This is a genomic window from Nonomuraea sp. NPDC003754 (genome assembly GCF_053605785.1).
This window is the reverse complement of sequence record NZ_JBSGJX010000039.1, coordinates 46919-68145: the sequence shown is the minus strand read 5'-3', so window position 1 is coordinate 68145 and position 21227 is coordinate 46919. Positions and strand designations below refer to the sequence as shown.

General features: G+C 71.2%; 23 protein-coding genes. 8 read left to right on the top strand and 15 right to left on the bottom strand.

What is annotated here, in order from left to right; genetic code table 11:
• Nucleotides 1–3: 3 nt before the first annotated feature.
• Both ACWEVS_RS35840 and ACWEVS_RS35835 read right to left on the bottom strand, forming a co-directional pair.
• The gene (locus tag ACWEVS_RS35840) at nucleotides 4–2622 is read right to left on the bottom strand and encodes a M48 family metalloprotease (RefSeq protein WP_452555160.1); all 2619 of its coding nucleotides are present in this window, start codon (nucleotides 2620–2622) and stop codon (nucleotides 4–6) included.
• A complete protein-coding gene (locus ACWEVS_RS35835; RefSeq protein WP_452555158.1) occupies nucleotides 2619–3107 on the bottom strand; it encodes a hypothetical protein in 489 nt (162 codons plus the stop codon). The genes ACWEVS_RS35840 and ACWEVS_RS35835 overlap by 4 nt, the downstream gene beginning before the upstream one ends.
• A gap of 255 nt (nucleotides 3108–3362) precedes the next feature.
• Between ACWEVS_RS35835 and ACWEVS_RS35830 the strand changes: the two genes are divergently transcribed.
• Complete coding sequence (locus ACWEVS_RS35830; RefSeq protein WP_452555156.1) at nucleotides 3363–3884, top strand: N-acetyltransferase family protein; 522 nt, start codon at nucleotides 3363–3365, stop codon at nucleotides 3882–3884.
• Here ACWEVS_RS35830 and ACWEVS_RS35825 read toward each other — a convergent pair.
• Genes ACWEVS_RS35825 through ACWEVS_RS35810 form a run of 4 tightly spaced genes read right to left on the bottom strand, consistent with a single transcriptional unit; the run spans nucleotide 3827 to nucleotide 5776 of the window.
• The gene (locus tag ACWEVS_RS35825) at nucleotides 3827–4081 is read right to left on the bottom strand and encodes a DUF6510 family protein (protein ID WP_354919771.1); all 255 of its coding nucleotides are present in this window, start codon (nucleotides 4079–4081) and stop codon (nucleotides 3827–3829) included. The genes ACWEVS_RS35830 and ACWEVS_RS35825 overlap by 58 nt on opposite strands.
• Nucleotide 4082: 1 nt before the next feature.
• Entirely contained in the window at nucleotides 4083–4751 is a 669-nt protein-coding gene (locus tag ACWEVS_RS35820) for a ferredoxin reductase (protein ID WP_452555154.1), read from the bottom strand.
• A gap of 8 nt (nucleotides 4752–4759) precedes the next feature.
• The gene (locus tag ACWEVS_RS35815; RefSeq protein ID WP_449914623.1) at nucleotides 4760–5359 is read right to left on the bottom strand and encodes a sulfite oxidase-like oxidoreductase; all 600 of its coding nucleotides are present in this window, start codon (nucleotides 5357–5359) and stop codon (nucleotides 4760–4762) included.
• A 54-nt stretch (nucleotides 5360–5413) separates the two neighbouring features.
• Nucleotides 5414–5776, bottom strand: coding sequence for a signal peptidase I (locus ACWEVS_RS35810; protein WP_452555152.1), 363 nt, complete (start codon nucleotides 5774–5776; stop codon nucleotides 5414–5416).
• Nucleotides 5777–5815: 39 nt separating this feature from the next.
• Between ACWEVS_RS35810 and ACWEVS_RS35805 the strand changes: the two genes are divergently transcribed.
• The gene (locus ACWEVS_RS35805; protein ID WP_449914628.1) at nucleotides 5816–6286 is read left to right on the top strand and encodes an N-acetyltransferase family protein; all 471 of its coding nucleotides are present in this window, start codon (nucleotides 5816–5818) and stop codon (nucleotides 6284–6286) included.
• 15 nt (nucleotides 6287–6301) lie between these two features.
• Complete coding sequence (locus ACWEVS_RS35800) at nucleotides 6302–7240, top strand: ribose-phosphate diphosphokinase (RefSeq protein WP_354919757.1); 939 nt, start codon at nucleotides 6302–6304, stop codon at nucleotides 7238–7240.
• Nucleotides 7241–7384: 144 nt separating this feature from the next.
• Here the strand turns inward: ACWEVS_RS35800 and ACWEVS_RS35795 are convergent, their stop codons facing one another.
• Complete coding sequence (locus ACWEVS_RS35795) at nucleotides 7385–7927, bottom strand: TetR/AcrR family transcriptional regulator (protein WP_452555150.1); 543 nt, start codon at nucleotides 7925–7927, stop codon at nucleotides 7385–7387.
• A gap of 70 nt (nucleotides 7928–7997) precedes the next feature.
• Here ACWEVS_RS35795 and ACWEVS_RS35790 point away from each other — a divergent pair, with 70 nt between their 5' ends.
• The 3 genes from ACWEVS_RS35790 to ACWEVS_RS35780 all read left to right on the top strand — a co-directional run bounded on the left by ACWEVS_RS35790 (nucleotide 7998) and on the right by ACWEVS_RS35780 (nucleotide 9756).
• Complete coding sequence (locus ACWEVS_RS35790; RefSeq protein ID WP_452555148.1) at nucleotides 7998–8627, top strand: FMN-dependent NADH-azoreductase; 630 nt, start codon at nucleotides 7998–8000, stop codon at nucleotides 8625–8627.
• A complete protein-coding gene (locus ACWEVS_RS35785) occupies nucleotides 8624–8938 on the top strand; it encodes a DMT family transporter (protein WP_449914633.1) in 315 nt (104 codons plus the stop codon). Before ACWEVS_RS35790 ends, ACWEVS_RS35785 begins: the two co-directional genes overlap by 4 nt.
• 182 nt (nucleotides 8939–9120) lie before the next feature.
• Complete coding sequence (locus tag ACWEVS_RS35780) at nucleotides 9121–9756, top strand: maleylpyruvate isomerase N-terminal domain-containing protein (protein WP_354919745.1); 636 nt, start codon at nucleotides 9121–9123, stop codon at nucleotides 9754–9756.
• A gap of 107 nt (nucleotides 9757–9863) precedes the next feature.
• Here the strand turns inward: ACWEVS_RS35780 and ACWEVS_RS35775 are convergent, their stop codons facing one another.
• A complete protein-coding gene (locus tag ACWEVS_RS35775; protein ID WP_449914636.1) occupies nucleotides 9864–10439 on the bottom strand; it encodes a TetR/AcrR family transcriptional regulator in 576 nt (191 codons plus the stop codon).
• A 9-nt stretch (nucleotides 10440–10448) separates the two neighbouring features.
• A complete protein-coding gene (locus tag ACWEVS_RS35770; RefSeq protein ID WP_452555146.1) occupies nucleotides 10449–11063 on the bottom strand; it encodes a TetR/AcrR family transcriptional regulator C-terminal domain-containing protein in 615 nt (204 codons plus the stop codon).
• Nucleotides 11064–11124: 61 nt separating this feature from the next.
• Between ACWEVS_RS35770 and ACWEVS_RS35765 the strand changes: the two genes are divergently transcribed.
• Together ACWEVS_RS35765 and ACWEVS_RS35760 are read left to right on the top strand one after the other, a co-directional pair.
• Nucleotides 11125–12537: an APC family permease gene (locus ACWEVS_RS35765; protein ID WP_449914641.1), complete on the top strand. Its 1413-nt coding sequence runs from the start codon at nucleotides 11125–11127 to the stop codon at nucleotides 12535–12537.
• Entirely contained in the window at nucleotides 12530–14239 is a 1710-nt protein-coding gene (locus ACWEVS_RS35760) for an amidohydrolase (protein WP_452555143.1), read from the top strand. The genes ACWEVS_RS35765 and ACWEVS_RS35760 overlap by 8 nt, the downstream gene beginning before the upstream one ends.
• Nucleotides 14240–14335: 96 nt before the next feature.
• Here ACWEVS_RS35760 and ACWEVS_RS35755 read toward each other — a convergent pair whose 3' ends face one another.
• The 6 genes from ACWEVS_RS35755 to ACWEVS_RS35730 all read right to left on the bottom strand — a co-directional run bounded on the left by ACWEVS_RS35755 (nucleotide 14336) and on the right by ACWEVS_RS35730 (nucleotide 21183).
• Nucleotides 14336–15169 carry a CPBP family intramembrane glutamic endopeptidase gene (locus tag ACWEVS_RS35755; RefSeq protein ID WP_452555141.1) on the bottom strand — a complete coding sequence of 278 codons (834 nt, stop codon included), beginning with the start codon at nucleotides 15167–15169 and terminating at the stop codon, nucleotides 14336–14338.
• 114 nt (nucleotides 15170–15283) lie between these two features.
• Nucleotides 15284–16270 carry an ABC transporter ATP-binding protein gene (locus tag ACWEVS_RS35750; RefSeq protein ID WP_449914647.1) on the bottom strand — a complete coding sequence of 329 codons (987 nt, stop codon included), beginning with the start codon at nucleotides 16268–16270 and terminating at the stop codon, nucleotides 15284–15286.
• The gene (locus tag ACWEVS_RS35745) at nucleotides 16267–17421 is read right to left on the bottom strand and encodes an ABC transporter ATP-binding protein (protein WP_452555139.1); all 1155 of its coding nucleotides are present in this window, start codon (nucleotides 17419–17421) and stop codon (nucleotides 16267–16269) included. Before ACWEVS_RS35745 ends, ACWEVS_RS35750 begins: the two co-directional genes overlap by 4 nt.
• Entirely contained in the window at nucleotides 17418–18302 is an 885-nt protein-coding gene (locus tag ACWEVS_RS35740; protein WP_449914652.1) for an ABC transporter permease, read from the bottom strand. Before ACWEVS_RS35740 ends, ACWEVS_RS35745 begins: the two co-directional genes overlap by 4 nt.
• Nucleotides 18299–19354, bottom strand: a complete 1056-nt coding sequence (locus ACWEVS_RS35735) for an ABC transporter permease (protein WP_354919722.1) — start codon at nucleotides 19352–19354, stop codon at nucleotides 18299–18301. The genes ACWEVS_RS35740 and ACWEVS_RS35735 overlap by 4 nt, the downstream gene beginning before the upstream one ends.
• Nucleotides 19354–21183 (bottom strand): ABC transporter substrate-binding protein, encoded by a 1830-nt coding sequence (locus tag ACWEVS_RS35730; protein ID WP_452555137.1) that lies wholly within the window; start codon nucleotides 21181–21183, stop codon nucleotides 19354–19356. The genes ACWEVS_RS35735 and ACWEVS_RS35730 overlap by 1 nt, the downstream gene beginning before the upstream one ends.
• Nucleotides 21184–21227: the final 44 nt, after the last annotated feature.

The following is a 21227-nucleotide window of genomic DNA, read 5'->3' as shown; positions in this document are numbered from 1 at the left end:
GGCTCACAGTTCGATCTTGTGCTCGCGGCCGGCCAGGATGCAGTAGTGCAGGGTCCTGCCGACGGTCCTGCCGGCCATGTCCGCGCGCCCCTCGGCCATCCAGGCCAGGCCTGCCCCGGCGAACGCGCGGAGCGCGGCGTCGTCCGACGCGCCGACGCGGGTGAACATCTGGGCGGTCAGCAGGTAGTAGCGCTGGTCGGCGTTCACCCCGTCGCGCACCTGGGGGCTCGCGAACAGGCCGCGCGCGTAACGGCACGCGTCGAGCCACGCGACCGAGCCAGGCCTGACCGGCCGGCGGGCCGCCTGAGCGACCTGCGGCAGCCAGACGAACGGCGCCGGTGTTCCGATGCCCACGGTCGGTAGCCAGCTGCGCAGGACGGTGTAGCCGGTGGCCGCCGCGGTCAGGATGGCCGGCACCGTCACGACCGCCACCAGAAGGCGGCGGGCGCCGGCCCCGCGCGTCCGCGGAACCCCGGCGGACGTCCTGCGCAGGAGGCCGCCCACGGCCGCCAGCGCCAGGCCGGCGTAGAGCGTGTAGGTGACCAGGTGGAGGTAGGAGTTGCCGAAGGCCGGCGGGTCGAGCGCGCCGCCCGCGAAGCACCGGCCGGCCCCCTGCGGTCCGCAGCGCGCGACCGCGGTGTGGCCGTACAGCAGCAGGAGCATGGGCGCGCACGCCACGGGCAACGCCAGTCCCGCGTGGGCCACCCCCCACCAGACCCGTGACCGTCCGCCGACCATGACGCCGATGACCAGGCCGGACAGGGCGAGCAGGGCAGCGCCCGTCCCGACCAGCGCGTAGGCCGCGACGGCCAGCCGCTCCGGCGCCTGCCGCCCGGCGAGCATGGGGTGCAGGAGGAAACCGGCAGGCACCATGAGCGCGCAGGCCACGGCGGTCGGGAGCAGCGCGCGGACGAGGCGGGAGTACGGGCGGCGCAGCGGGACGGGAGCCGCGCCGTCGAGGTGCAGCGACTGTTCCCGGCTCTGCGCCGAGCGCCTGCCGATCCCCGCCCCGACCAGGAAGGCGCAGGCGAGGGTGACGGCCGCCAGCTCCGGGACGAGCCTGGCCATGGCCACCAGCACCAGGACGAGGACCGACCAGGAGTCGCCGGCCTGCACGATCAGCGATGTGCCGTGGAACCACATGCCCAGCCAGGGACCGATCACCAGCGCCGAGACCACCACGGCGACCAGGGTGATCCACCGCGGCCGGCGGGAGGTCGCCAGCCAGGCCGAGCAGCACGCCCTGGCCCAGCCCAGCAGGGCTCTGAACAGCAGCAGGACGACCAGCACGTGGACCAGCCCGAGCAGGGGGTCGTTCAGGACGATGGTCCAGATCCAGACGTCGGCTCGGATCGTGACCGGCAGCTGGCCGGCGATCAGACCCGCCGTGAAGCTCACCGCCGCCCACCACAGCCGCGTCTTCGGCCCCTGCCCCGCGAGCCGCTCGGCGGTGGCCCGCCAGACGGCGACGACCACGATGCCCGCCACCAGGAACCCGAGCACGAGCCCCGGCAGGTGGTAGCGGACCTCGAGCGGGGCCTCGAAGTCCAGGAAGAAGACCGCGGCGACGACGGGGACGAAGCCGAGCCCGGCCAGCAGGCCCGCGGCGAACATCTCCCACTGGTTCAGGCGGAGCAGCCGTCCCGGCTCGTCGAGCACGTCGCGGCGGTCCTCCGGACGGGGATGGCTGGTGAAGAAGCGGAACGGTCCCCGCAAGGGCGGGTCGGCGACCGTCTCGACGGCCGCGGCCATGCCCTCGCGCCGGTCGGGCGTGTCACCGGCCCGCACGTCGGCGTGGTGCTCGCGGGCGCGCAGCACCGCCGTACGGGCCAGCCAGAGCACCAGCGCGATGACCGGAATCACGACTCCGAGGAAGACCAGCCCCAGGGGCCGCCAGAGCGCCGTGAGAACGAGCGCGGGCAGGCAGGTCGCCAGCAGGAACGACCACCAGATCGCCACGGTGAAGTGGGCGATGCCGACGTCACGGTTGCGGATGTGGGCCAGCTCGTGGCGCAGCACCGCCTCCGCGACAGCGGGCCGGTCGGCGTGGGCCATGACCAGGCCCATGCTCAACGCGACCACATGGCGTCCCGGTAACCCGAAGGTGCGCCCGGTGATCCCGCCGCGCGCCGAGTCGACCACGAGCCTGACCCGCCTGCCGGGCAGCTCCTGCGCGGCGACGATGGCCAACCTGCGGGTCAGCGCCTCGTGGCCGGCTCCCGTGCCGGCCTCGGCCAGCGGGACCGGGCGGCGGCGGCGCGCCCACACCGGGTGAACGGCGTAGAGCAGCACCGCCAGCAGCGCGGGAGCCAGGAGCGGAACGATCCTGAGGAGGCCCTCCCCCGCCATCACGGTCCTGGCGCAGCCGGCGTACTGCTCGACGAGGTGCCTCGGGTCATCGGACGACGCGGCCCCCGACCGCAGCGCCGACAGGCACGGCGCCTGCCGTACGTGCTCCGGCGCGCCGCTGACCGACCACCAGAGCTCGACGTGGAGGGTGCTGAGGTAGAGCGACGCGGCGAACGTCGCGGCGATGAGGATGAGGAAACGGGACGTCGTCGACGAGGGCAGCACGAACGGGTTCAGCCGGGGACCGGCCGCCGGTTCGCGCGCCGCCGTCACCTCTCTCCCGACAGGTGCCCGTAGGTGGCCTGGCGCAGGCGCAGCGCGACGGTCTTGTCCACCCCCAGCGCGAGCGCGATGTCCTCCACCGCCTGCGCCGTCTCCTTCGCCTGGGCGGGCTCGAAGACCGGGACGACGGTCGCGGGGGCGGCGATGGGTGCCGGGCGGGGCGGGAAGAGCTTGTTCCAGACCTTCGTGGACACCTGCTTGGCGGTGCGTTCGACGGCCTGCGTGAGCGTGTTGGTGGCCGCGCCGGTCAGGACGGTCAGCACGATCGGGGTCACGAGCATCACCGCGTCGGCGGCCGAGAACCCGAGAAGATCGTCACCGCCGCCCCGGAAAGCCGTGCGCGGATTCCTCCGGGTGGCCGCGGCGATGACGGAATAATATTCCGCTTCTTTGGGCGCGACTTCGGCGACAATGGCACGGGCCACGTCGTCCAGGCGCCGAATGGATCCGCTTTCCGATTCTGCCGCCATGGTCACCCCTCACCGAAATGGTTGGCCGGAGTCACCGCATGGTAGCGGCCTTTTTCGCGGGAAAACAGATGGCGAAATTCCGGCTGCAATCATTTGCGGCGCGGGTCAGGACCACAAGTGTTTTCTGATTTCGACTGGTATGATCAATCATGTCCGGCTTACCCGTCTGAGGGTCTCCGCGCGGCGTCTCCCGTGCGACGGTGGCACGGGGTCACCGGCGGCGCGTCCCGGGCATGGGTGATGAGCCCGGACAATTCTCTGGTGAACATCAGACAGGGCACGGCGGCCGACACCGAGGCTGTCGCCGCGCTGCACACCAGGAGCTGGCGGACCTCCTACACCGGGATCCTGCCCCAGGACTACCTCGACGGCCCGCTCGCCGACCGGCAGGCCGTCCTCTGGCGCGAGCGGCTGGCCGGCGGCCACACCGGGCACCTGCTGGTCGCTGACGGCGGCGACGGCGTGGCGGGGTTCGCCTACCTCGTACCCGAGGGTGAGCGGGTCCTGCTGGACAACCTCCACGTCGAGCCCGGGCTCAAGCGCTCCGGCATCGGCGGCGTGCTGCTGCGCCACGCGCGCGACCACGCCGGATCACGCGAGCTCTACCTGGAGGTCCTCAAGCGGAACACCGCCGCCATCGCCTTCTACGAACGCCACGGCGGCATCAGGGCCAGGGAGTTCGTGGAACGCTTCCCCGAGGGCTTCGAGGTGGACGTGCTCGAGTACTACTGGAGCGGGATGCGCAGCGACACCGTCCCCCGCAGGTCGAGCCACGCCTCCTGAGGCCCCCGGACCAGGCGCAGCACCACCTCCTCGCAGCCGGGGCAGCGCGCGACCAGGCCCGGCCCCGCGTCGTAGACCCGCAGGGCGGCGACCGGGCCGCGCAGGCCACAGGCGGCGCAGCGGCCGACGGCCGCGGTGACGTCCACGGCGAAGATCTCGCCCAGCGGTCCTGCCAGGGCGTTGCCGTCGAGGTGCATGTCAGCCTCCAAAGCGCTCGGTCCTGACCCGGGCGGGATCGTGGCCGAGGTCGAGCAGCAGGTCGGCGACGGCCTCGACGAAACCGGTCGGTCCGCACACGAACACGTCGGGGCCCGGCCCCGGCAGGTCCTGCTTGCCGATCCTGCGGCGCGGCTCGACCCGCGTGTACAGGTGGGTGACGGTCAGGCCAGGCTCGGCCCGGTCGAGCTCGGGGCCGTAGTAGCGGTCGGCCGGGGTGCGGACGGAGTAGACCAGCTGGAAGGGCGTCGTGCTGCCTGCCGTACGGCGGGCTCTGATCATCGCCATCAGCGGCACGACGCCGGAGCCGCCCGCGACCAGCAGCACGGGCGCGCTGTCGGGACGCCACACGAACCAGCCGCCGACGGGACCGCGCAGCTCGATCTCGTCGCCGACGGCCAGCTCCTCCACCAGGTACGGCGAGACCTCGCCGTCGGGCAGGCCCTCCACGGTGAGCTCGACGCCGCCGGGGGTGGCCAGCGAGTAGCTGCGCTGGGCCGTGTAGCCGTCGGGCGCCGTCAGCCGTATGTCGACGTGCTGGCCCGGCAGGTGGCCAGGCCAGTCCGCCACGTCGAAGACCAGCGTGCGCGCCGTCGGGGTCTCGGCACGCGCGGCGGCCAGCCGGGCGCGGCGCCATCTGATCGCCGGCACGTGACCGCCTAGTCGCCCTCGTAGCGTTGCTCGCGCCACGGGTCGCCGTAGTTGTGGTAGCCGGCCGTCTCCCAGAAGCCCGGCCAGTCCTCGTTCATGAGCCTGATGCCGCGCACCCACTTGGCCGACTTCCAGAAGTACAGGTGCGGGACGAGAAGCCGGGCGGGGCCGCCGTGCCGGGGCTCCAGGTCCTCGTCGTCGAAGCGGTGAACGATCCACGCCTTGCCGTCGAGCAGGTCCTCCAGCGGCAGGTTGGTGGTGTAGCCGCCGTAGGAGTAGATCAGCGCGTACTCCGCCACCGTCTCCACGTCCTCGAACAGCACGTCGAGGGAGACCCCCTGCCAGCCGGTGTCGAACTTCGACCACTTGGTGACGCAGTGGATGTCGACGGTGGGCCTCTCCTGGGGCAGCGCCATCAGCTCCTGCCATGTCCACCGGTGGGTCCGCTCGGCCTCGGTGTCGATCGCGAACTCCCACTGGTCGAGCGGGATCCGCGGTGTCGGACCGGCGGACAGCACCGGAAAGTCGTGCACCTGGTACTGGCCGGGCGGCAGCCGGCCGTGGTCGTCCCGGGGCCGGCCGCGGAAGCCGCGCGAAATGATACCCATAGCCCGATATCTACCCCTATGGGCGGTCAACGACATCGCATGAATGTGTGAGGTTCACGTGACGGCGTAGCCGGCGACCGAAGGCCAGCGGACCGTCATGACCACCGACTCCTCCTCCGCCACCCAGGAGTGGTCGACCCCGACACCCCACACGACGTAGTCGCCCTGCTGCTCGAGCATCACGCTGCGGCCAGGGAACTCCATCCTGAACCTGCCGCTGATCAGCACCAGCAGGGCCGTGCGCCGCTCGCCGCGCACCCACTGCGCGCGCTCCTCGCCCTTGGGGTGGACGCCCCATTTGATCTCGACGTCCTCGCTGTGCCGTACCTCGCCCTCGGGTTTGAAGTGCCCCAGCAGCCAGCCGCGGTCACCGAGGGCGTCGGCGGCGGCGTTGCCGACATGGATGCGCTCCGTCACGAGCGGCGACGCTAACACGGCTGCGGGTAGGCTGCGCGCGTGATACGCAGAGCCACCATTCAGGACGTCCCCGCCATCATCGACATGATTCGCGAACTGGCCGACTACGAGAAGTCGCTCCACGAAGTGCGCGTCACCCCCGAGCAGCTCGAAAGCGCTCTCTTCGCGCCCGACCCGGCGCTGCACGCGCACGTGGCCGAACAGGACGGCCGGCTGGTCGGCTACGCGCTGTGGTTCCTGAACTTCTCCACCTGGCGCGGCACCCACGGCATCTACCTGGAGGACCTGTACGTCCGGCCCGAGGCCAGAGGCGGCGGCCACGGCAAGGCGCTGATGGCCGAGCTGTCCAGGATCTGCGTGGAGCGCGGCTACCACCGCCTGGAGTGGTCGGTCCTCGACTGGAACGAGCCGTCGATCGCCTTCTACAAGTCGATGGGGGCGATCCCCATGGACGAGTGGACCGTGTACCGGCTGACCGACGAGCCGCTGAGGAGGACCGCCGGCAGCTGAGTAAGCTGGCCTGACGTGCGAGACATCACTGTTTTCAGCGGCAGCGCCCACCCCGAGCTGGCCGCGGAGATCTGCGCCCACCTCGGCGCCCCCCTGCACCCCGTCCGCCTCCACCGCTTCGCCAACGACTGTCTCGAGGTGCAGCTCCAGGCCAACTGCCGCGAGCGAGACGTCTTCATCATCCAGCCCCTCGTGCCGCCCGTGCAGGAGCACCTCGTCGAGCTGCTCCTCATGCTCGACGCCGCCCGCGGCGCGTCGGCGGCCCGCACCACCGTCGTGATGCCGCACTACGCCTACGCCCGTTCCGACAAGAAGGACGCGCCCCGCATCTCCATCGGCGGCCGGCTGGTCGCCGACCTGATGGTCACGGCGGGCGCCGACAGGGTGCTCGCCATGACCCTGCACTCGCCGCAGGTGCACGGCTTCTTCAGCGTGCCCGTCGACCACCTCCACGCGCTGCGCGAGCTGGCCGCGCACTTCCAGCAGTACGACCTGACCAACACCGTCGTCGTCTCCCCCGACCTCGGCAACGCCAAGGAGGCCGCCGCCTTCGCCCGGCTGCTGGGCGTCGAGGTGGCCATGGGCGCCAAGCAGCGCTTCAGCGACGACAAGGTGTCGATCAGCTCGGTGATCGGCGACGTGCGCGGCAAGGACGTCATCGTCCTCGACGACGAGATCGCCCGCGGCACCACCGTGGTCGAGCTGCTCGACCGGCTGCGCGAGCGCGAGGTCAACTCGGTCAGGATCGCCTGCACGCACGGCCTGTTCGCGGCGGGCGCCGTCGAGCGTCTCAGCGACCAGCCGGAGGTGCTGGAGATCGTGTGCACCAACACCGTGCCGGTCCCGGACGTGAAGCCGGAGGGCAAGCTCCGCGTGCTGTCGATCGCCCCCGCCCTCGCGGAGGCGATGCGCCGCATCCACGAGGGCGAATCCGTCTCCGCCCTGTTCGGGTGATCTTCCGGTACGGCAAGCCGGCTCAAGGCCACCGGGGTCACCGGTGGCCGCCCGTCCATCACGCGTACTCCAGCAGGACTTCGCCTCCCGCCGTCACGTCGGCACGCCGTATCGCGCGCCCGTGGACTGTGCGCCCCTGCCGGCTCAGCCCAGTGTCCGGGCCAGCCTGGTGAGCCCCGCGACGATCCGCGCCGGAGTGAGGCCCCTGACCTCCCGCTGGTAGGCGTAGACGTCGGGGGCCAGCGGCGCGAGCAACGCGTCGACCAGCGCGTCCGCCTCCGGCAGGTCGCCCAGCAGTGACCGCACGTGGACGCGCCAGAATCCGTAGGCACCGGTCTCGAACCGGGAGCGTCCCACCTCCGCGCCCAGCACCAGGGGCGCGTGCTCCTCCAGCAGATCGACCATCGCGGCGTAGAACGCCGCCAGCCGTTCGGCGGCCGGAGCGCCGGGACCGAGCGGGGGTTCCCCGCGGATCAGCTTCTCCTGCAGGGCCCGCTCGTGTTCGTCGAGCAGCGCCGTCGCGATCGACGCCCGGTCCGGATAGCGCCGGTAGAGCGTGCCCCTTCCCACTCCTGCGGCCTTCGCGATGTCGTCCATCGTGACGTTCGCCGCGCCCTTGGTCCTGAACAGGCCGGCGGCTGCCTCCAGGATCCTCGCGCGGTTGCGGGCGGCGTCTGCTCGTTCCATGTGGACAGTCTGTCCGCTTATGCGGTACGGTCGCAACCGGACACGCTGTCCACTTATTGAGGAGCTCATCATGAACCTGTTGCACCTGGACGCGAGCGCCAGACGGGCCTCCTTCTCCCGCGAGCTGTCGAAGATCTACGCCGACACCTGGCGTACGGCCCACCCCGACGGCGGCTACGTCTACCGGGACCTGGCCGCCTCACCCGTCCCGCACATCGACGAGGCCTGGACCGAGCTGTGCGACTACGTGCTCGCCAACGAGATCACCGACATCGGGCGGTACCGCGAGGCCGTCCGGACGCCCGCGCAGCAGCGGGCATGGGACACCCTGGAACCGCTGCTGGACGAGGTCGTGGCGGCGGACGTGATCCTCATCGGCACGCCGATGTACAACTACTCGATCCCGTCGGCGTTGAAGGCGTGGCTGGACCAGATCACGTTCCCGAAGATGTCGCTCAAGGGACGGTCGTTCGTGGTGACCACCGCACGCGGCGGCGCGTACGGCCCCGGAACGCCCCGCGAGCCCGTCGACCACCAGGAGCGCTACCTGCGGCACTTCTTCGAGGGCCACTTCGCGGTCACCGACGTGCGGTTCATCAACGCCGAACTGGTCAACTCGCTGATCGACCCCCGGCTCGCGTCCCTGCGCGCCGCGCACGAGGAGTCGATGGAAAAGGCACGGAAGGAGGCGGCCCGATGAACTGGGCCATCCTGGCACTGGCAGGGCTCGTCGAGGTCGCGTGGTCGCAGAGCATCAAGCCGACCCAGAACTTCACCCGTCCGGTGCCGACCGTGATCTCCCTGGTGCTGATGGCGGCGGCGGTGTGGCTGCTGTCGAAGGCGATGGACACGCTTCCGGTGGGCACGGCTTACGCGGTGTTCACCGGCATCGGCGCGGTGGGGGCGATCACGCTGGGGATCGTGCTGAACGACGACCCGGTGAGCGTGGGACGGCTGGCCGCCCTGGGCCTGATCGTCGGCGGCATCGTCCTCGCCCGCGTCACCAGCTGACCTATTCCTGGTTCTCCCCGTGGCAGGTCCACGGCGCGAAGCCGCTCGACCCGCACCCTCGGACAGCCTGGAAGGTTCAGCACGTCCCGCGAAACCAGGGGCCGGCACAACCTCGCGAATCCGGCGGGCCCGGCGAAAACCCCCTCCGGGGATTTGTCGGGGCCCCTGAGTAGGATCGCGACGTGGCTGATATCAGGGAGCTGTATCTGACGGCTGCGGCCTCGGCGGTCGCGTTGCTGCGAGACCCGGTGGTCGCGGCGGCCTGGGGCAAGCCGAGCGCCCTCACCGAGTTCAGCGTGGCCGGCCTGGCAGGCCATCTCGCCCAGCAGATCTTCAGGGTCGAGGCGGCGCTCGGCGCCGACGTGGCCCATCCGGTCATCCCCCTCAAGGAGCACTACGCCCGCTCCGCGTGGGTCACGGCCGGCCTCGGGCACGAGTCCAACGTCAGCATCAGGCGCGGCGGCGAGGACGCGGCAGCCGAGGGGCCCGACGCGCTGGTCGCGCGTGCCCAGGCGAGCCTCGACCAGCTCTCGGCGGCCCTGCGTGACGAGTCAGGAGACCGGACACTCGGGCTGCCGTGGGCGCAGTGGTCCCTGACGCTCGACGACTTCCTGCTCACCAGGCTCATGGAGATCGTCGTCCACTCCGACGACCTGGCGGCGAGCGTCGGCGTCCCGACCCCCGAACTGCCCGAGGACGTCATCGATCCGGTGGTCGACCTGCTGGCACGGCTGGCCGTACACCGGCACGGCCCGACGGCCGTGATCCGCGCGCTGAGCAGGGCCGAGCGGGCACCGGCCACGATAAGCGCCTTCTGACCACGAGCCGCCGCCGGTCAGGGCCCGCCGCTCATCAACCGCCGGCCCAGGATCACGAGGCATCGCCGGCCGAAGCGGAAGCCAGGAAGACCCCGGACTCTCGCTGGTCAGGAGCCGTTGTTGATCAGGCTCATCGCCTCGGCCACGTCACGGGCGCTGGGGGCCGTGTCCGGGTCGACCAGCCACTGCATCAGCAGTCCCGACAGCATCGCCTGGTAGAAGGAGCCGAGCACGCGCGCCCGTTCAGGCTCGACCGCCGGGTCGATCCGGCTGAAGACCTCGGCGAGCCCGAGCCGCGCGGCGTGCAGTCCGGCCGAGAGGTGTTGTCGCATGTCGGGCAGGTGGTCGATCTGTCCGACGATCTCGAACTGGGTGACCCACAGCGGCCTGAGCTCCTCGAAGGAGTCGATGACGCGCCGCCATGCCGTCTCGAAGCGTTGCATCGGGGTGGCGTCGGGGTCGGTCTCGCCGGTCAGGGCGGCCTCCAGCGAGTCGCCCCACTCCTTCATCGACTCGAACAGCGCCTCGTTGAGCAGCGCCTCCTTCGACCCGAAGTGGTAGCCGATCGCGGCCAGGCTCACCCCGGCCGCGTTGGCGATGTCGCGTGCGGTGGTGCGGGTGTAGCCCTTCTCGATCAGACAGCGCTTCGCCCCGGCCAGCAGGTCCTCGCGATTCTTTCCCATTCGGCGAATTTAGCACAATCGTCTTAGACGTTCATCCAAACCATGGATGATGGCCTCGAGTCCCAGCTCGAACGCCGCCATGGCCCGGCCGGGATGGGCGTCCTTCAGTGCCACCGACAGCAGCGGCACCGACTGCTCCGACGGATCGATCATGACATTCGGAGCGGCCAGGTCAAGCGCCGAGCCGATCGCGAACGACTCGATCGCGGTGAACACCGCCACCACCTGGTCGCTCGGCCAGCCCGCGCGCTCGAGGAGGGTGACCGCCTTCTCGTACATCTCCAGCGTCCGCGCCGACCTGATCGTGGTCGTGGACAGCAGCTTGGCGGTGTTGGGGTGGCGGGCGAAGGCGGCCAGATAGGACTTCGCCCAGACGGACAGCGCCTCCTGCCAGGGCTGGCCGTCCAGGGCGGAGACGTCCATCTCGGCCACGACGAGGTCGCGGATGCCCTCGACGATCTCCTCCCTGCCGGCCACGTGGTTGTAGAGCGAAGCCGCCTGCACGCCCAGCCGCCGGGCCAGCCGCGTGACGGTCAGCGCCTCGGAGCCCTCCTCGTCCACGAGCGCCAGCGCCTCGGCGACGATGCCGTCCCTGCTGAGGATCGGCCGCCTCGGTCTTCCCATTTCGCATCCCTTCGAGTACCGTCCCACCAACAAACTAACGCCTTTAGTTTCGGAGGTGGCCATGCCTCTGTCCCGTGACGCCATCGGCACCGCTGACCTGGTCTTCTTCGTCGTCGCGGCGGCCGCGCCGCTCACTGTCATGGCCGGCGTCGCCCCGCTCGCCATCGGCATCGGCGGCGTCGCCGCCCCGCTCGGTTACCTGCTGTCCGGTGTCGTCGTCGGCCTGTTCGCGGCCGGGTTCACGGCCATGAGCGGGCACGTGCGCAACGCGGGCGCCTTCTACGCCTACATCGGCAGAGGCCTCGGCAAGGCGACGGGCCTCGGCTCGGCGTACGTCGCCGTCATCTCCTACAACCTCATCGGCATCGGCCTGATGGCCGCCTTCGGCGTCTTCGCCGCCTCGACCATGGCCGACGTCTTCGGCATGAACGTGCCGTGGCAGATCTGGACCCTGCTGTGCGTCGCCGCGGTCGGCGTGCTCGGCTACCTGAAGATCACGTTGAGCGCCAAGGTGCTGGGCGTCGCCCTCGCGCTGGAGGTGCTGATCCTGCTGGTGTTCGAGGCGGCGGTGCTGGTCGACGGCGGAGGGCTCTCGCTGCGCCCCTTCAACCCCGGCGAGCTGCTGAACGGCGGCGCGGGCGGCATGTTCGTGCTGTCCATCGGCGCCTTCATCGGTTTCGAGGCGACCGCGATCTACGCCGAGGAGGCCCGCGACCCGCAGCGGACCGTGCCCCGCGCGACCTACGCCGCCGTCGCCTTCCTCGCGCTCTTCTACACCTTCACCGTCTGGATGATCATCAACGCGTTCGGCGCGGACAAGGCCGTCGCCGTGGCCAACGGCGAGGGCGGCGCCGACATGGTCTTCACCGCCACGGCCTCCTTCGCGGGGAAGTGGGCGGCGGACGCGATGCACCTGCTGATCGTGACGAGCTGCTTCGCCGCCGCACTGGCCTTCCACAACGCCTCCACCCGCTACTTCTTCGCGCTCGGCCGGGAGGGCGTGCTGCCCAAGCCGCTGGCCAGGATCTCGGAGCACAACGGCTCGCCGTACGTGGCGGTGATCACGCAGGTCGTCCTCTCGGCGGTCGTCATCCTGGCGGGCATTCTCGCGGGCTCCGACCCCTACACCGTGATCTTCCTCTGGACGAACGGGACCGGCATCATCGGGGTGATGGTGCTGCAGGCGCTCGCCGCGCTCTCCGTCGTCGCGTTCTTCTGGAAGGACCGGCGTGGCTACGGCGCAGGCCGGGTGCTGGCCGCGCCGCTGTCGGCGTTCGTCCTGCTCGCGGTGATCATCGTGCTCGTGGTGACCAACTTCGAGCTCATCACCGGCGCGACCGGCACCGTGAACGCCCTGCTCATCCTGCCCGTCCCGCTCGTCTTCGCGCTGGGGGCGCTGCTCGCGCTGCGCATCCGCCGCCGCGATCCGGCCCGCTACGTCGTGCTCACCACGGAGGAAGCCACTCGTGCCTGACCTGCTCTTCACCAACGGCACCATCTGGACCGGTTCCGGCTACGTCGAGGAGCTGGCCGTGTCCGGCGGGCGGATCGCGGACCCGGCCCCGGACGGCGCGGCGGCGGATGTGACGGTGATCGACCTGGAGGGCGGCTTCCTCATGCCGTCCTTCGGTGACGGGCACGCCCATCCGCTGTTCGGCGGGCTGGAGGCGCAGGGGCCGCAGATCAAGGACAAGACCACCGTGGAGGAGATCGTCGCCGAGGTCGCCCGCTACGCGGCCGAGAACCCCGCGCTGGAGTGGATCGTCGGCGGCAGCTACGACCCCGCCATCGTGAAGGGCGGCGAGTTCGACGCCCGCTGGCTGGACGCGGCGGTACCCGACCGGCCCGTGGTGCTGCGCGCCTACGACTACCACACGGTGTGGTGCAACACCGCGGCGCTGGAGCGCGCGGGCATCGGCCCCTCGACGCCCGACCCGCGGCTCGGCTGGATCGTGCGCCGCCACGACGGCAGCCCGCTCGGGACGCTCAGGGAGTGGCACGCCTGCGACCTGGTGCTCGACCTCGTGCCCGCCAAGTCGCTCGACGAGCTGGTCGAGGGCCTGGCCGAGGCGAGCGGGGCGATGGCCGCCGCGGGGATCACCTGGGTGCAGGACGCGTGGGTCGAGCCGTACATGGTGGAGGCCTACCTGGAGGCCGCGCGGCGCGGACGGCTCGGCTTCCGCGCCAACCTGGGCTTCCGCGCCGACCCCGACACCTGGACCGCCCAGCGCGCGTGCTTCTCCGCGCTGCGCGCCGAGGTCGACGCTCGATCCGTGGCCGCGGGCGAGCAGCCCTCCCCCGTACGGCACGCCGGGTCGAGCCCCTCGCGGTCACCGCTGACCGCCCGTCCGGACACGCCACTCCAGCAGGACTCCGGTCCCCGCCGTCACGCCGCCCCGGCGAAACTCGTGACCGCGAACACCGTCAAGTTCTTCGCCGACGGCGTCATCGAGGGCGGCACCGCGGCGATGCTGGAGCCGTACGTCGACGCGCCGCACTCCTGCGGCATGCCCGTCTGGGAGCCGGCCGCGCTGGCCGAGGCGGTGGCCGCCTTCGACGCCGACGGCTTCCAGGTGCACATCCACGCCATCGGCGACAGCGGCGTCAGGGCCGCGCTCGACGCGATCGAGCGGGCCGTACGGGACAACCCCGCGTGGGACCGCCGCCCCGTCATCGCCCACACGCAGCTCGTCGCCCCCGACGACCTGCCGCGCTTCGCCGAGCTGGGCGTCATCGCGAACTTCGAGCCGCTGTGGGCCCAGCTCGACCCGCTGCAGACCGAGCTGACGGTGCCCAGGCTCGGCCCCGACCGGGCGGACCTGCAGTACCCGATGGAGACGTTGCGCGCCCTGGGCACGGCGCTGTCGTTCGGCAGCGACTGGCCGGTCAGCTCGCAGGAGCCCCTGCTCGGCGTCCAGATCGCGACGACACGGCAGACCGTGGACGGCACGCCGGCCTGGACGCCCGGCGAGCGGCTCTCCCTGGAGGACGCGCTGCGCGCCTACACCGCGGGGGTGGCCTACCAGGCGTTCGCCGAGGCCGACCGCGGCACGCTGGAGCCGGGGAAGGCGGCCGACCTGGTGTGGCTGTCGGCCGACCCGCGCCGGGTGGACCCGCTGGAGCTGCGCCGCATCGAGGTCCGCGGCACCTGGCTGGAGGGCACGCCCACCTTCTGACCGCCCGCCGCGAGCCGGCACGGGTTCCGGAAGCGCCAGGCCCCGAGGGATACGGCCGCCCGGCCGGCGCGGGTTCCAGGAGGGAGGGCTGGGGTCCTAGAGCAGCATGTCGACGTAGACGAGGTTGACGATGACGTGGATGAGGATGATCACCCAGATGTTGCGGTAGCGCGCCCACAGGTAGCCCTGCATCAGGCCGAACATCCCCTGCGCCGCCACGATGGAGGCGACCCCGACGCCGACGGCCGCCGGGTCGATGTGGCTGACGTGCATCGCGGCGAACAGCAGCGCGGTGGCGAGCACGGCGGGCGGCGTGCCGTACAGGGCCTCGAGTCTGGTCTGCAGCCACGCCCGGTAGAAGATCTCCTCCAGCACGCTCGCCGTCAGCAGGGTGATGAGCGAGCCGACGGCGAGCGTGACGGGGTCCGGCAGCTGCTGCGTCAGCGGCGGCGACAGCGGGCTGACCTCCGCCAGCAGGAACCACGCGGCGAACGCGGGCAGCGGCGCCAGCCAGGTCACGGGCGCCGGGATCGACCTCGCGACCGGCCCTCGGCCCCTGATCAGCCGGAAGCCGACCAGTGGCACCACCAGCAGAAGGAGGATCTTGGCGACGGGGTACAGCAGGCCGCGGCCGGCGAGCGCGACCGCGACGGGGAAGGCGAGCGCCGCCGCCAGCAGCAGCCAGGTCTCCTTCACCAGCCGGGGCCGCGGCAGTCCGGCCAGCGGCCGCGGTACGGCCGTGCGCGGCGCGACGAGCGCGGCCAGGACGATCGCGGCCAGGGGTGGCAGCAGCGCCGCCCACAGCGAGACGCCCGTGGCGCCGGGGTCGGCCGACTGGCGGATCACGGTGGTGCCGGTGAGGATCAGCGACGCGTAGGCCACGACGAACACCGCCAAGCCCGCCCCCGTCAGGAGGCCGGTTCTCGACATGGGTTCATGATCGACCCGTTGCCGGCCCTTTTCCTCCTGCGGGGGAATCAGTCCGATGTCATCCTTTGTATTGACAGTCGGGCGCCATCGAGCGATCCCGGGCCCTCGTCGGGGTCACCCGAGGGCGACCTCGTCCGACACCGGCCTGTTGGCGAAGTGGCAGGCGGCCTGCGCCTCCGGTACGGCCGGCAGCACCCGCAGCGCTTCCGACCTGCACCTGCCGTCCACTCCCGCCGAGGCCGCCGCGCCCGACGCCAGCACCTGACAGCGGGCGTGGAAGCGGCACCCGCCGGGGATGCGCGTGGGGTCCGGCGGCTCGCCCGTCAGCACCACCCGTTCGGGCGACTCGGGCAGCACCGACAGCAGCGCCTGCGTGTAGGGGTGCTTCGGCTCCTTCAGCACCTCCTCGACGGGGCCGGACTCGACGATCCTGCCGAGGTACATCACCGCGACGCGGTCGGCGATGTTCCACGCCAGGCCGAGGTCGTGGGTGACGACCAGCGCGGAGAGGCCGAGGTCGGCGCGCAGCTTGAGGAGCAGCGCGAGGATCTCGCCGCGGACGCTGGCGTCGAGCGAGGCGACCGGCTCGTCGGCGACCAGCAGGCGGGGGTTCAGCGCGAGCGCCCCGGCGATGACCACGCGCTGGCGCTGGCCGCCCGACAGCTCGTGCGGGTAGCGGAGGAAGAACCGCTCGGGGGGCCGCAGGCCCGCTCTGGCCAGCGCCTCGGCGACGACCTGCGACTCGTCGGGCAGCCCGTGGATGCGCGGGCCCTCGGCGACCGCCTCGTAGACGGTGTGGCGGGGGTTCAGCGAGCCGGTGGGGTCCTGGAGGACGAGCTGGGCCTCGCGGCGGTAGGCCTTGAGCGCCTTGGTGGTGTAGGTGAGGGGCCGCCCGCCGTACAGGACGGTGCCTTCGGTGGGGCGCTCGAGGCCGAGCAGGGTGCGGGCGAGCGTGGTCTTGCCGCAGCCCGACTCGCCGACCAGGGCGACGATCTCGCCCTCTCCGACGGCCAGGTTGACGCCGTCGACGGCGCGGGCGCGCCGGCCCCGCGAGGTGAACTCCACGCGCAGGTCCCGCGCTTCGAGGAGCGTCGTGGTCATGAGATCTCCTTGCCGCCGCTGGAGGCGACTTTCTCCTCGGTACCGTCCTCGCCGGAGGCTGACGCGTCCTCCCCAGAGGGGGACGGGTCCTCGCCGGAGGGGGACGGGTCCTCCCCGGCAGCCGCTGCCTCCGCTGAAGCGGACGCCGCCGCCCCGGAGGGGGACGCGCTCGCGGTCAGGTCGGGGCGGACGCGGACGCAGGCGGCGGTGTGCGGGGCCGCCTCGGTGCCGTCCGCCGGCCACAGCTCGACGTCCAGCGTCGAGCAGATGTCCAGCGCGACCGGGCAGCGCGGATGGAACGCGCACCCCGAGGGCAGGTCCATCGGGTCGGGCGGATCGCCGCCGAGCCCCTTGGGCGCCATGCGGGAGGCGGGGTCGCCGACGGTCGGGAACGCCGCGGCCAGCGCCTTGCTGTAGGGGTGCCGGGCCGCGTGGAACACCTCGTGCGCGGGGCCGTTCTCGACCAGCCGTCCCGCGTACATGACGGCCAGCCGGTCGCACATGTCGGCCAGGACCGACAGGTCGTGGGAGATCATCACCAGGGAGATGCCGTGCGTGGCGATGAGGTCCTTGATCAGTGTGAGGACCTGGGCCTGGACCATCACGTCCAGCGCCGTCGTCGGCTCGTCGGCGATGATCAGGCGCGGCGAGCACGCCAGCGCCATCGCGATCATCACCCGCTGCCGCTGTCCTCCCGACAGCTCGTGCGGGTAGCTGCGGGCCCGCCACGCGGGCAGCCCCACCTGCTCCAGCAGCTCGGCCACCCGCGTACGTGCCTGGGACGGCTGGGCCACGCCGTGCACCAGCAGCGGCTCGGCGATCTGCTCGCCGATGCGCCGCACGGGGTTGAGCCCGTGCTGCGCGCCCTGGAACACGATGGAGGCCTCGGCCCAGCGCACCGCGCGCAGCCGTCCCCACTTCATGGACAGCACGTCCTCGCCGTCGAGCAGGATCCTGCCGTCGACGCGGGCGTCGCGCGGCAGCAGCCGCAGCAGCGCCATGGCCAGCGTCGACTTGCCGGACCCCGACTCGCCCGCGATCCCCAGCGCCTCGCCGGGCGCCAGCGACAGGGTCACGCCGCGGACGGCGGGCACCTGCCCAGAGGCGATGGAGTACGTCACCGAGACGTCCTCGAGTGACAACACGTTCATCGGCTGACCCCCCGGAGGCGTGGGTTGAGCACGGCCTCCATCGCCCGCCCGCACAGCGTGAACGCCAGCACGACCGCGACGATGCAGAGGCCGGGAGCGAGGATGTACCACCAGGCGCCCGCCGTGGCCGCGCCCCAGTCGTAGGATCCGCGCAGCAGCTGGCCCCACGACGCCTTGCCGGAGTCGGCGCCGAGGAAGGCGAGCGTCGACTCGGCGACGATCGCGCTGGCCACCTGCAGGGTGGTGTTGGCCAGGACGAGCGGGGCGACGTTCGGCAGCACGTGGCGGCTCATCACGTGCCAGTGTCCTGCGCCGAGCGCGCGCGACCTCTCGATGTACGGCCTGGCCTCGACGGCCAGCGTCTGGGCCCTGATCAGCCGGGCCGTGGAGGCCCACGAGGTGACGCCGATCGCCAGGATGATCGTGGAGGTGCTGCCGCCGAGGATGGCCGAGAGCACCAGCGCGAGCACCAGCGAGGGCAGCACGAGGAACCAGTCGGTGATCCGCATCAGCGCCGCGGAGGCCCAGCCCCTGAAGTGGCCCGCCGCGATGCCGACGATCGTGCCGATCACCATGCTGAGCAGCGCGGACATGAATCCGATGAGCAGCGAGACGCGCGAGCCCCACAGGACCATCAGCAGGATCGAGCGTCCCGACTCGTCGGTGCCGAGCGGGAAGTCGAGGCTCGGCGGGGCCATCTTGGCGCCGGTCGCCTTCGTGACGTCCATGCCGGTGGGGTCGGTGACCAGGGGTGTGACCAGCGCGAGCACGACGAAGACCGCCAGGACGACGGCCCCGACCACGCCCGCCCGCTGCCGGCGGTACTGCTGCCAGAACCGGGTCAGCGACGCGCGCCTGCGCGCCCACGTCACGGCGCTCATGCCGACCTCACCCTCGGGTCAAGAACGTGGTAGGCCACGTCGGCCAGCGTGTTCATGATGATCACGGCGACGCAGACGACCATGAACGTGCCCTGCATGACCGCGAAGTCGGGCCCCTTGATCGCCTCGTAGAACAGCAGGCCGAGGCCGGGCCAGGAGTAGACGGTCTCGACGGAGACGGCGCCGCCGACCACGAACCCGATGTGGATGAAGACGAGCGTCACCGTCGGCAGCAGCGCGTTCGGTACGGCGTGCCGCCGCCGTACCAGGTCGTCGCGCAGCCCCTTGGCGCGCGCGGTGGTCACGTAGTCCTGGCCGATCTCGTCGAGCAGCGACGAGCGCATGACCAGCAGGTACTGCGCGTAGACGACGGCGACCAGCGTGAGGCACGGCAGCACCATGTGGTGGGCGACGTCGAGCACGTAGCCGAAGCCGTCGGGAGCGTCGACGCTCTCCATGCCGCGCGTGGGGAACAGGCCGGGGATCGGGCCGATGCCCGCGCCGAGGACCATGAGCAGCAGCAGGCCGAGCCAGAAGGTCGGCACCGACCACAGCACGAGCGAGGCGCCCGTGGAGAAGCGGTCGAGGCGGCCACCGTGGTTCCACGCGGCGCGGGTGCCCTGCCACAGGCCGAGGCCCACCGCGATGAGCAGGCCGACGCCGGTCAGCAGCAGCGTGGGGCCGAACCGCTCGCCGATGAGGTCCGTCACCGGCCGCTTGTACTCGTAGGAGGTGCCGAGGTCGAACTGCAGGGTGCGCAGCACGAAGTCGGCGAACTGCTGCATGAGCGGCTTGTCCAGGCCCATCTGCCGGCGCAGCAGCTCGATCTGGTCGGGGCTGAGCGGTACGTCGCGCGTGTAGGCGATGACCGGGTCGCCGGGGATCAGGCGGAACAGGAAGAACGTCGCGACGATCACCATCGCGATGCTGAGCAGCGCCCCGCCGAGCTTGGTCAGGGCGTATCTGAGCGTGCCCCGGGAGGTGGGGCGGTCCTCGCCGGGACCCGCCGCCGCCTGGACGGCGGCGGGTTCGGTTTCGAGCGGGGTGGCCATTACTCGCGGTCGTCCGACGTGGTCTTGCGCCGCCTGGACAGCAGGAAGCCGCCGGCGCCGAGGACCACCACGGCCGCCGCCGCGATGCCGATGATCAGGCCGGTGTTGGAGCCGCCGCCGGCGCCGCCCGAGCCGCCGGCGGGCGCGGCCTTGGCGTCGAGGGTGACCATCGGGTAGCCGCTGACACCGCCGTACAGGATGCCCTCACCCTGCTTGCCGGCCGGGACCGGGGTGATGCTGGTGATCCTGTCCTTGCGGTACAGCTCGAGGTTGTTCGGGTAGTAGAGCGCGATGACCGGCGCGTCGGTGTAGAGGCGACGCTGCATCTGCTTGATCATGTCGGCCCGCTTGGCGGTGTCGAGCTCCTTGAGCTGCGACTGGTACAGCCCCTCGTACTCCTTGTCGCAGTAGAAGGACTCGGTGCCGCCGCCCTCGCCCGAGGGGGTGGGCCGCCTGCTGCACAGGTGCGTGGCCAGGACCTCTTCGGGGTCGGGGTTGACCGACCAGCCGCTGATCGCGATGTCGAACAGGGCGGTGCTGCCGGTCTCCTCGGTGAACTTGTTGGAGTCGAGCTTGCGGGTGGTCAGCGTGATGCCGATCTCCTTGAACCACCCGGTGAGGAACTGGGCGAGCTTGTCCTCGGTCGGGGTGTCGGTGTGGATGCTGAAGCGCATCTCCAGCTTCCGCTTGCCGTCGGGCATCGTGCGGACGCCGTCGGCGCCCTTCTTGTACCCGGCCTCGTCGAGGATCTGGTTGGCCTTGGCCAGGTCGAAGGTGACCTTCTCCTCGCCCTCGGCCTGCCAGAAGAAGTTGGTGTACATCGGGGGCACGATCGAACCGTCGGCCGGCACCGCCAGGCCGTTCTGGACCTGGTCGACGAGGGTCTTCTTGTCGATCGCGTAGTGGATGGCCTGGCGGACCTTCGGGTCCTTCAGCGCCGGGTGGCCGTCACCGACCGGCTTGTCGTCGGAGGTGGTGGCGCCGTGGTTGATCTGCAGGTACGCGGCGCGGCGGCCGGGGGTGTTCCACTGCATGATGTTCGGGTCGCCGGCGCCCGCCTCGAACTGCGGCGCGGCCAGGCGGCCGATCAGGTCGATGTCGCCCTTCTTGAGGCCCGCGATGGCGGCCTCGGGGTTCTCGTAGAAGATGACCTGCAGCTCGTCGATCTTGGGCTTGCCCTGCCAGTAGTTCGGGTTCGCCTTGAGCTTGACGTAGCTGTCCTTCTTGTGCTCGATCGGGATGTACGCGCCGTTGGTGACCGCGGGGTAGACCTCGTTCTCGAACGTGGCCATGTCGCCGACCTTCTCCCAGACGTGCTTGGGCACGATCGGGATCGGGTTCGACAGCATCGACGCCTGCGGCGCCTTGGTCTTGATGACCAGGGTCCGGTCGTCGGTCGCGGTGACGGAGGCGAAGTTCTCCACGGCCGGGCCGTTGCCGGTCTTGGCCGCGTCATCCGTCATGATCTTGTTGAAGGTCCACGCCGCGTCGTGGGCGGTGACCGGCTGGCCGTCCGACCACTTGGTGTCGCGGATCTTGAAGGTCCAGGTGAGCCCGTCGTCGGAGGACTCCCACGACTCCGCCAGGTCGGGGCTGGGCTGCAGGGTCTTGGGGTCGGGCGTGGTGAGGAACAGGTACGTCCACCGCTGGAGCTGGCCTGCGATCAGCCGTACCGCGAGGAAGGGGTTCATCGAGTCGACCGACTGGATGGAACCGATCCTGACCGTCTTCTTGCCCGTCGTAGCCGGATCTGCCTGGGCGGCGGTGACCGGCGCCGCCAGTGCTAGAGCCACCCCGAGCGCCGTCAGGCGCGCGAGCCATTTACCCATTGGTGCCTCACTCTCAGGCAGGGGGGAGACCTGTTGTAGAGAAA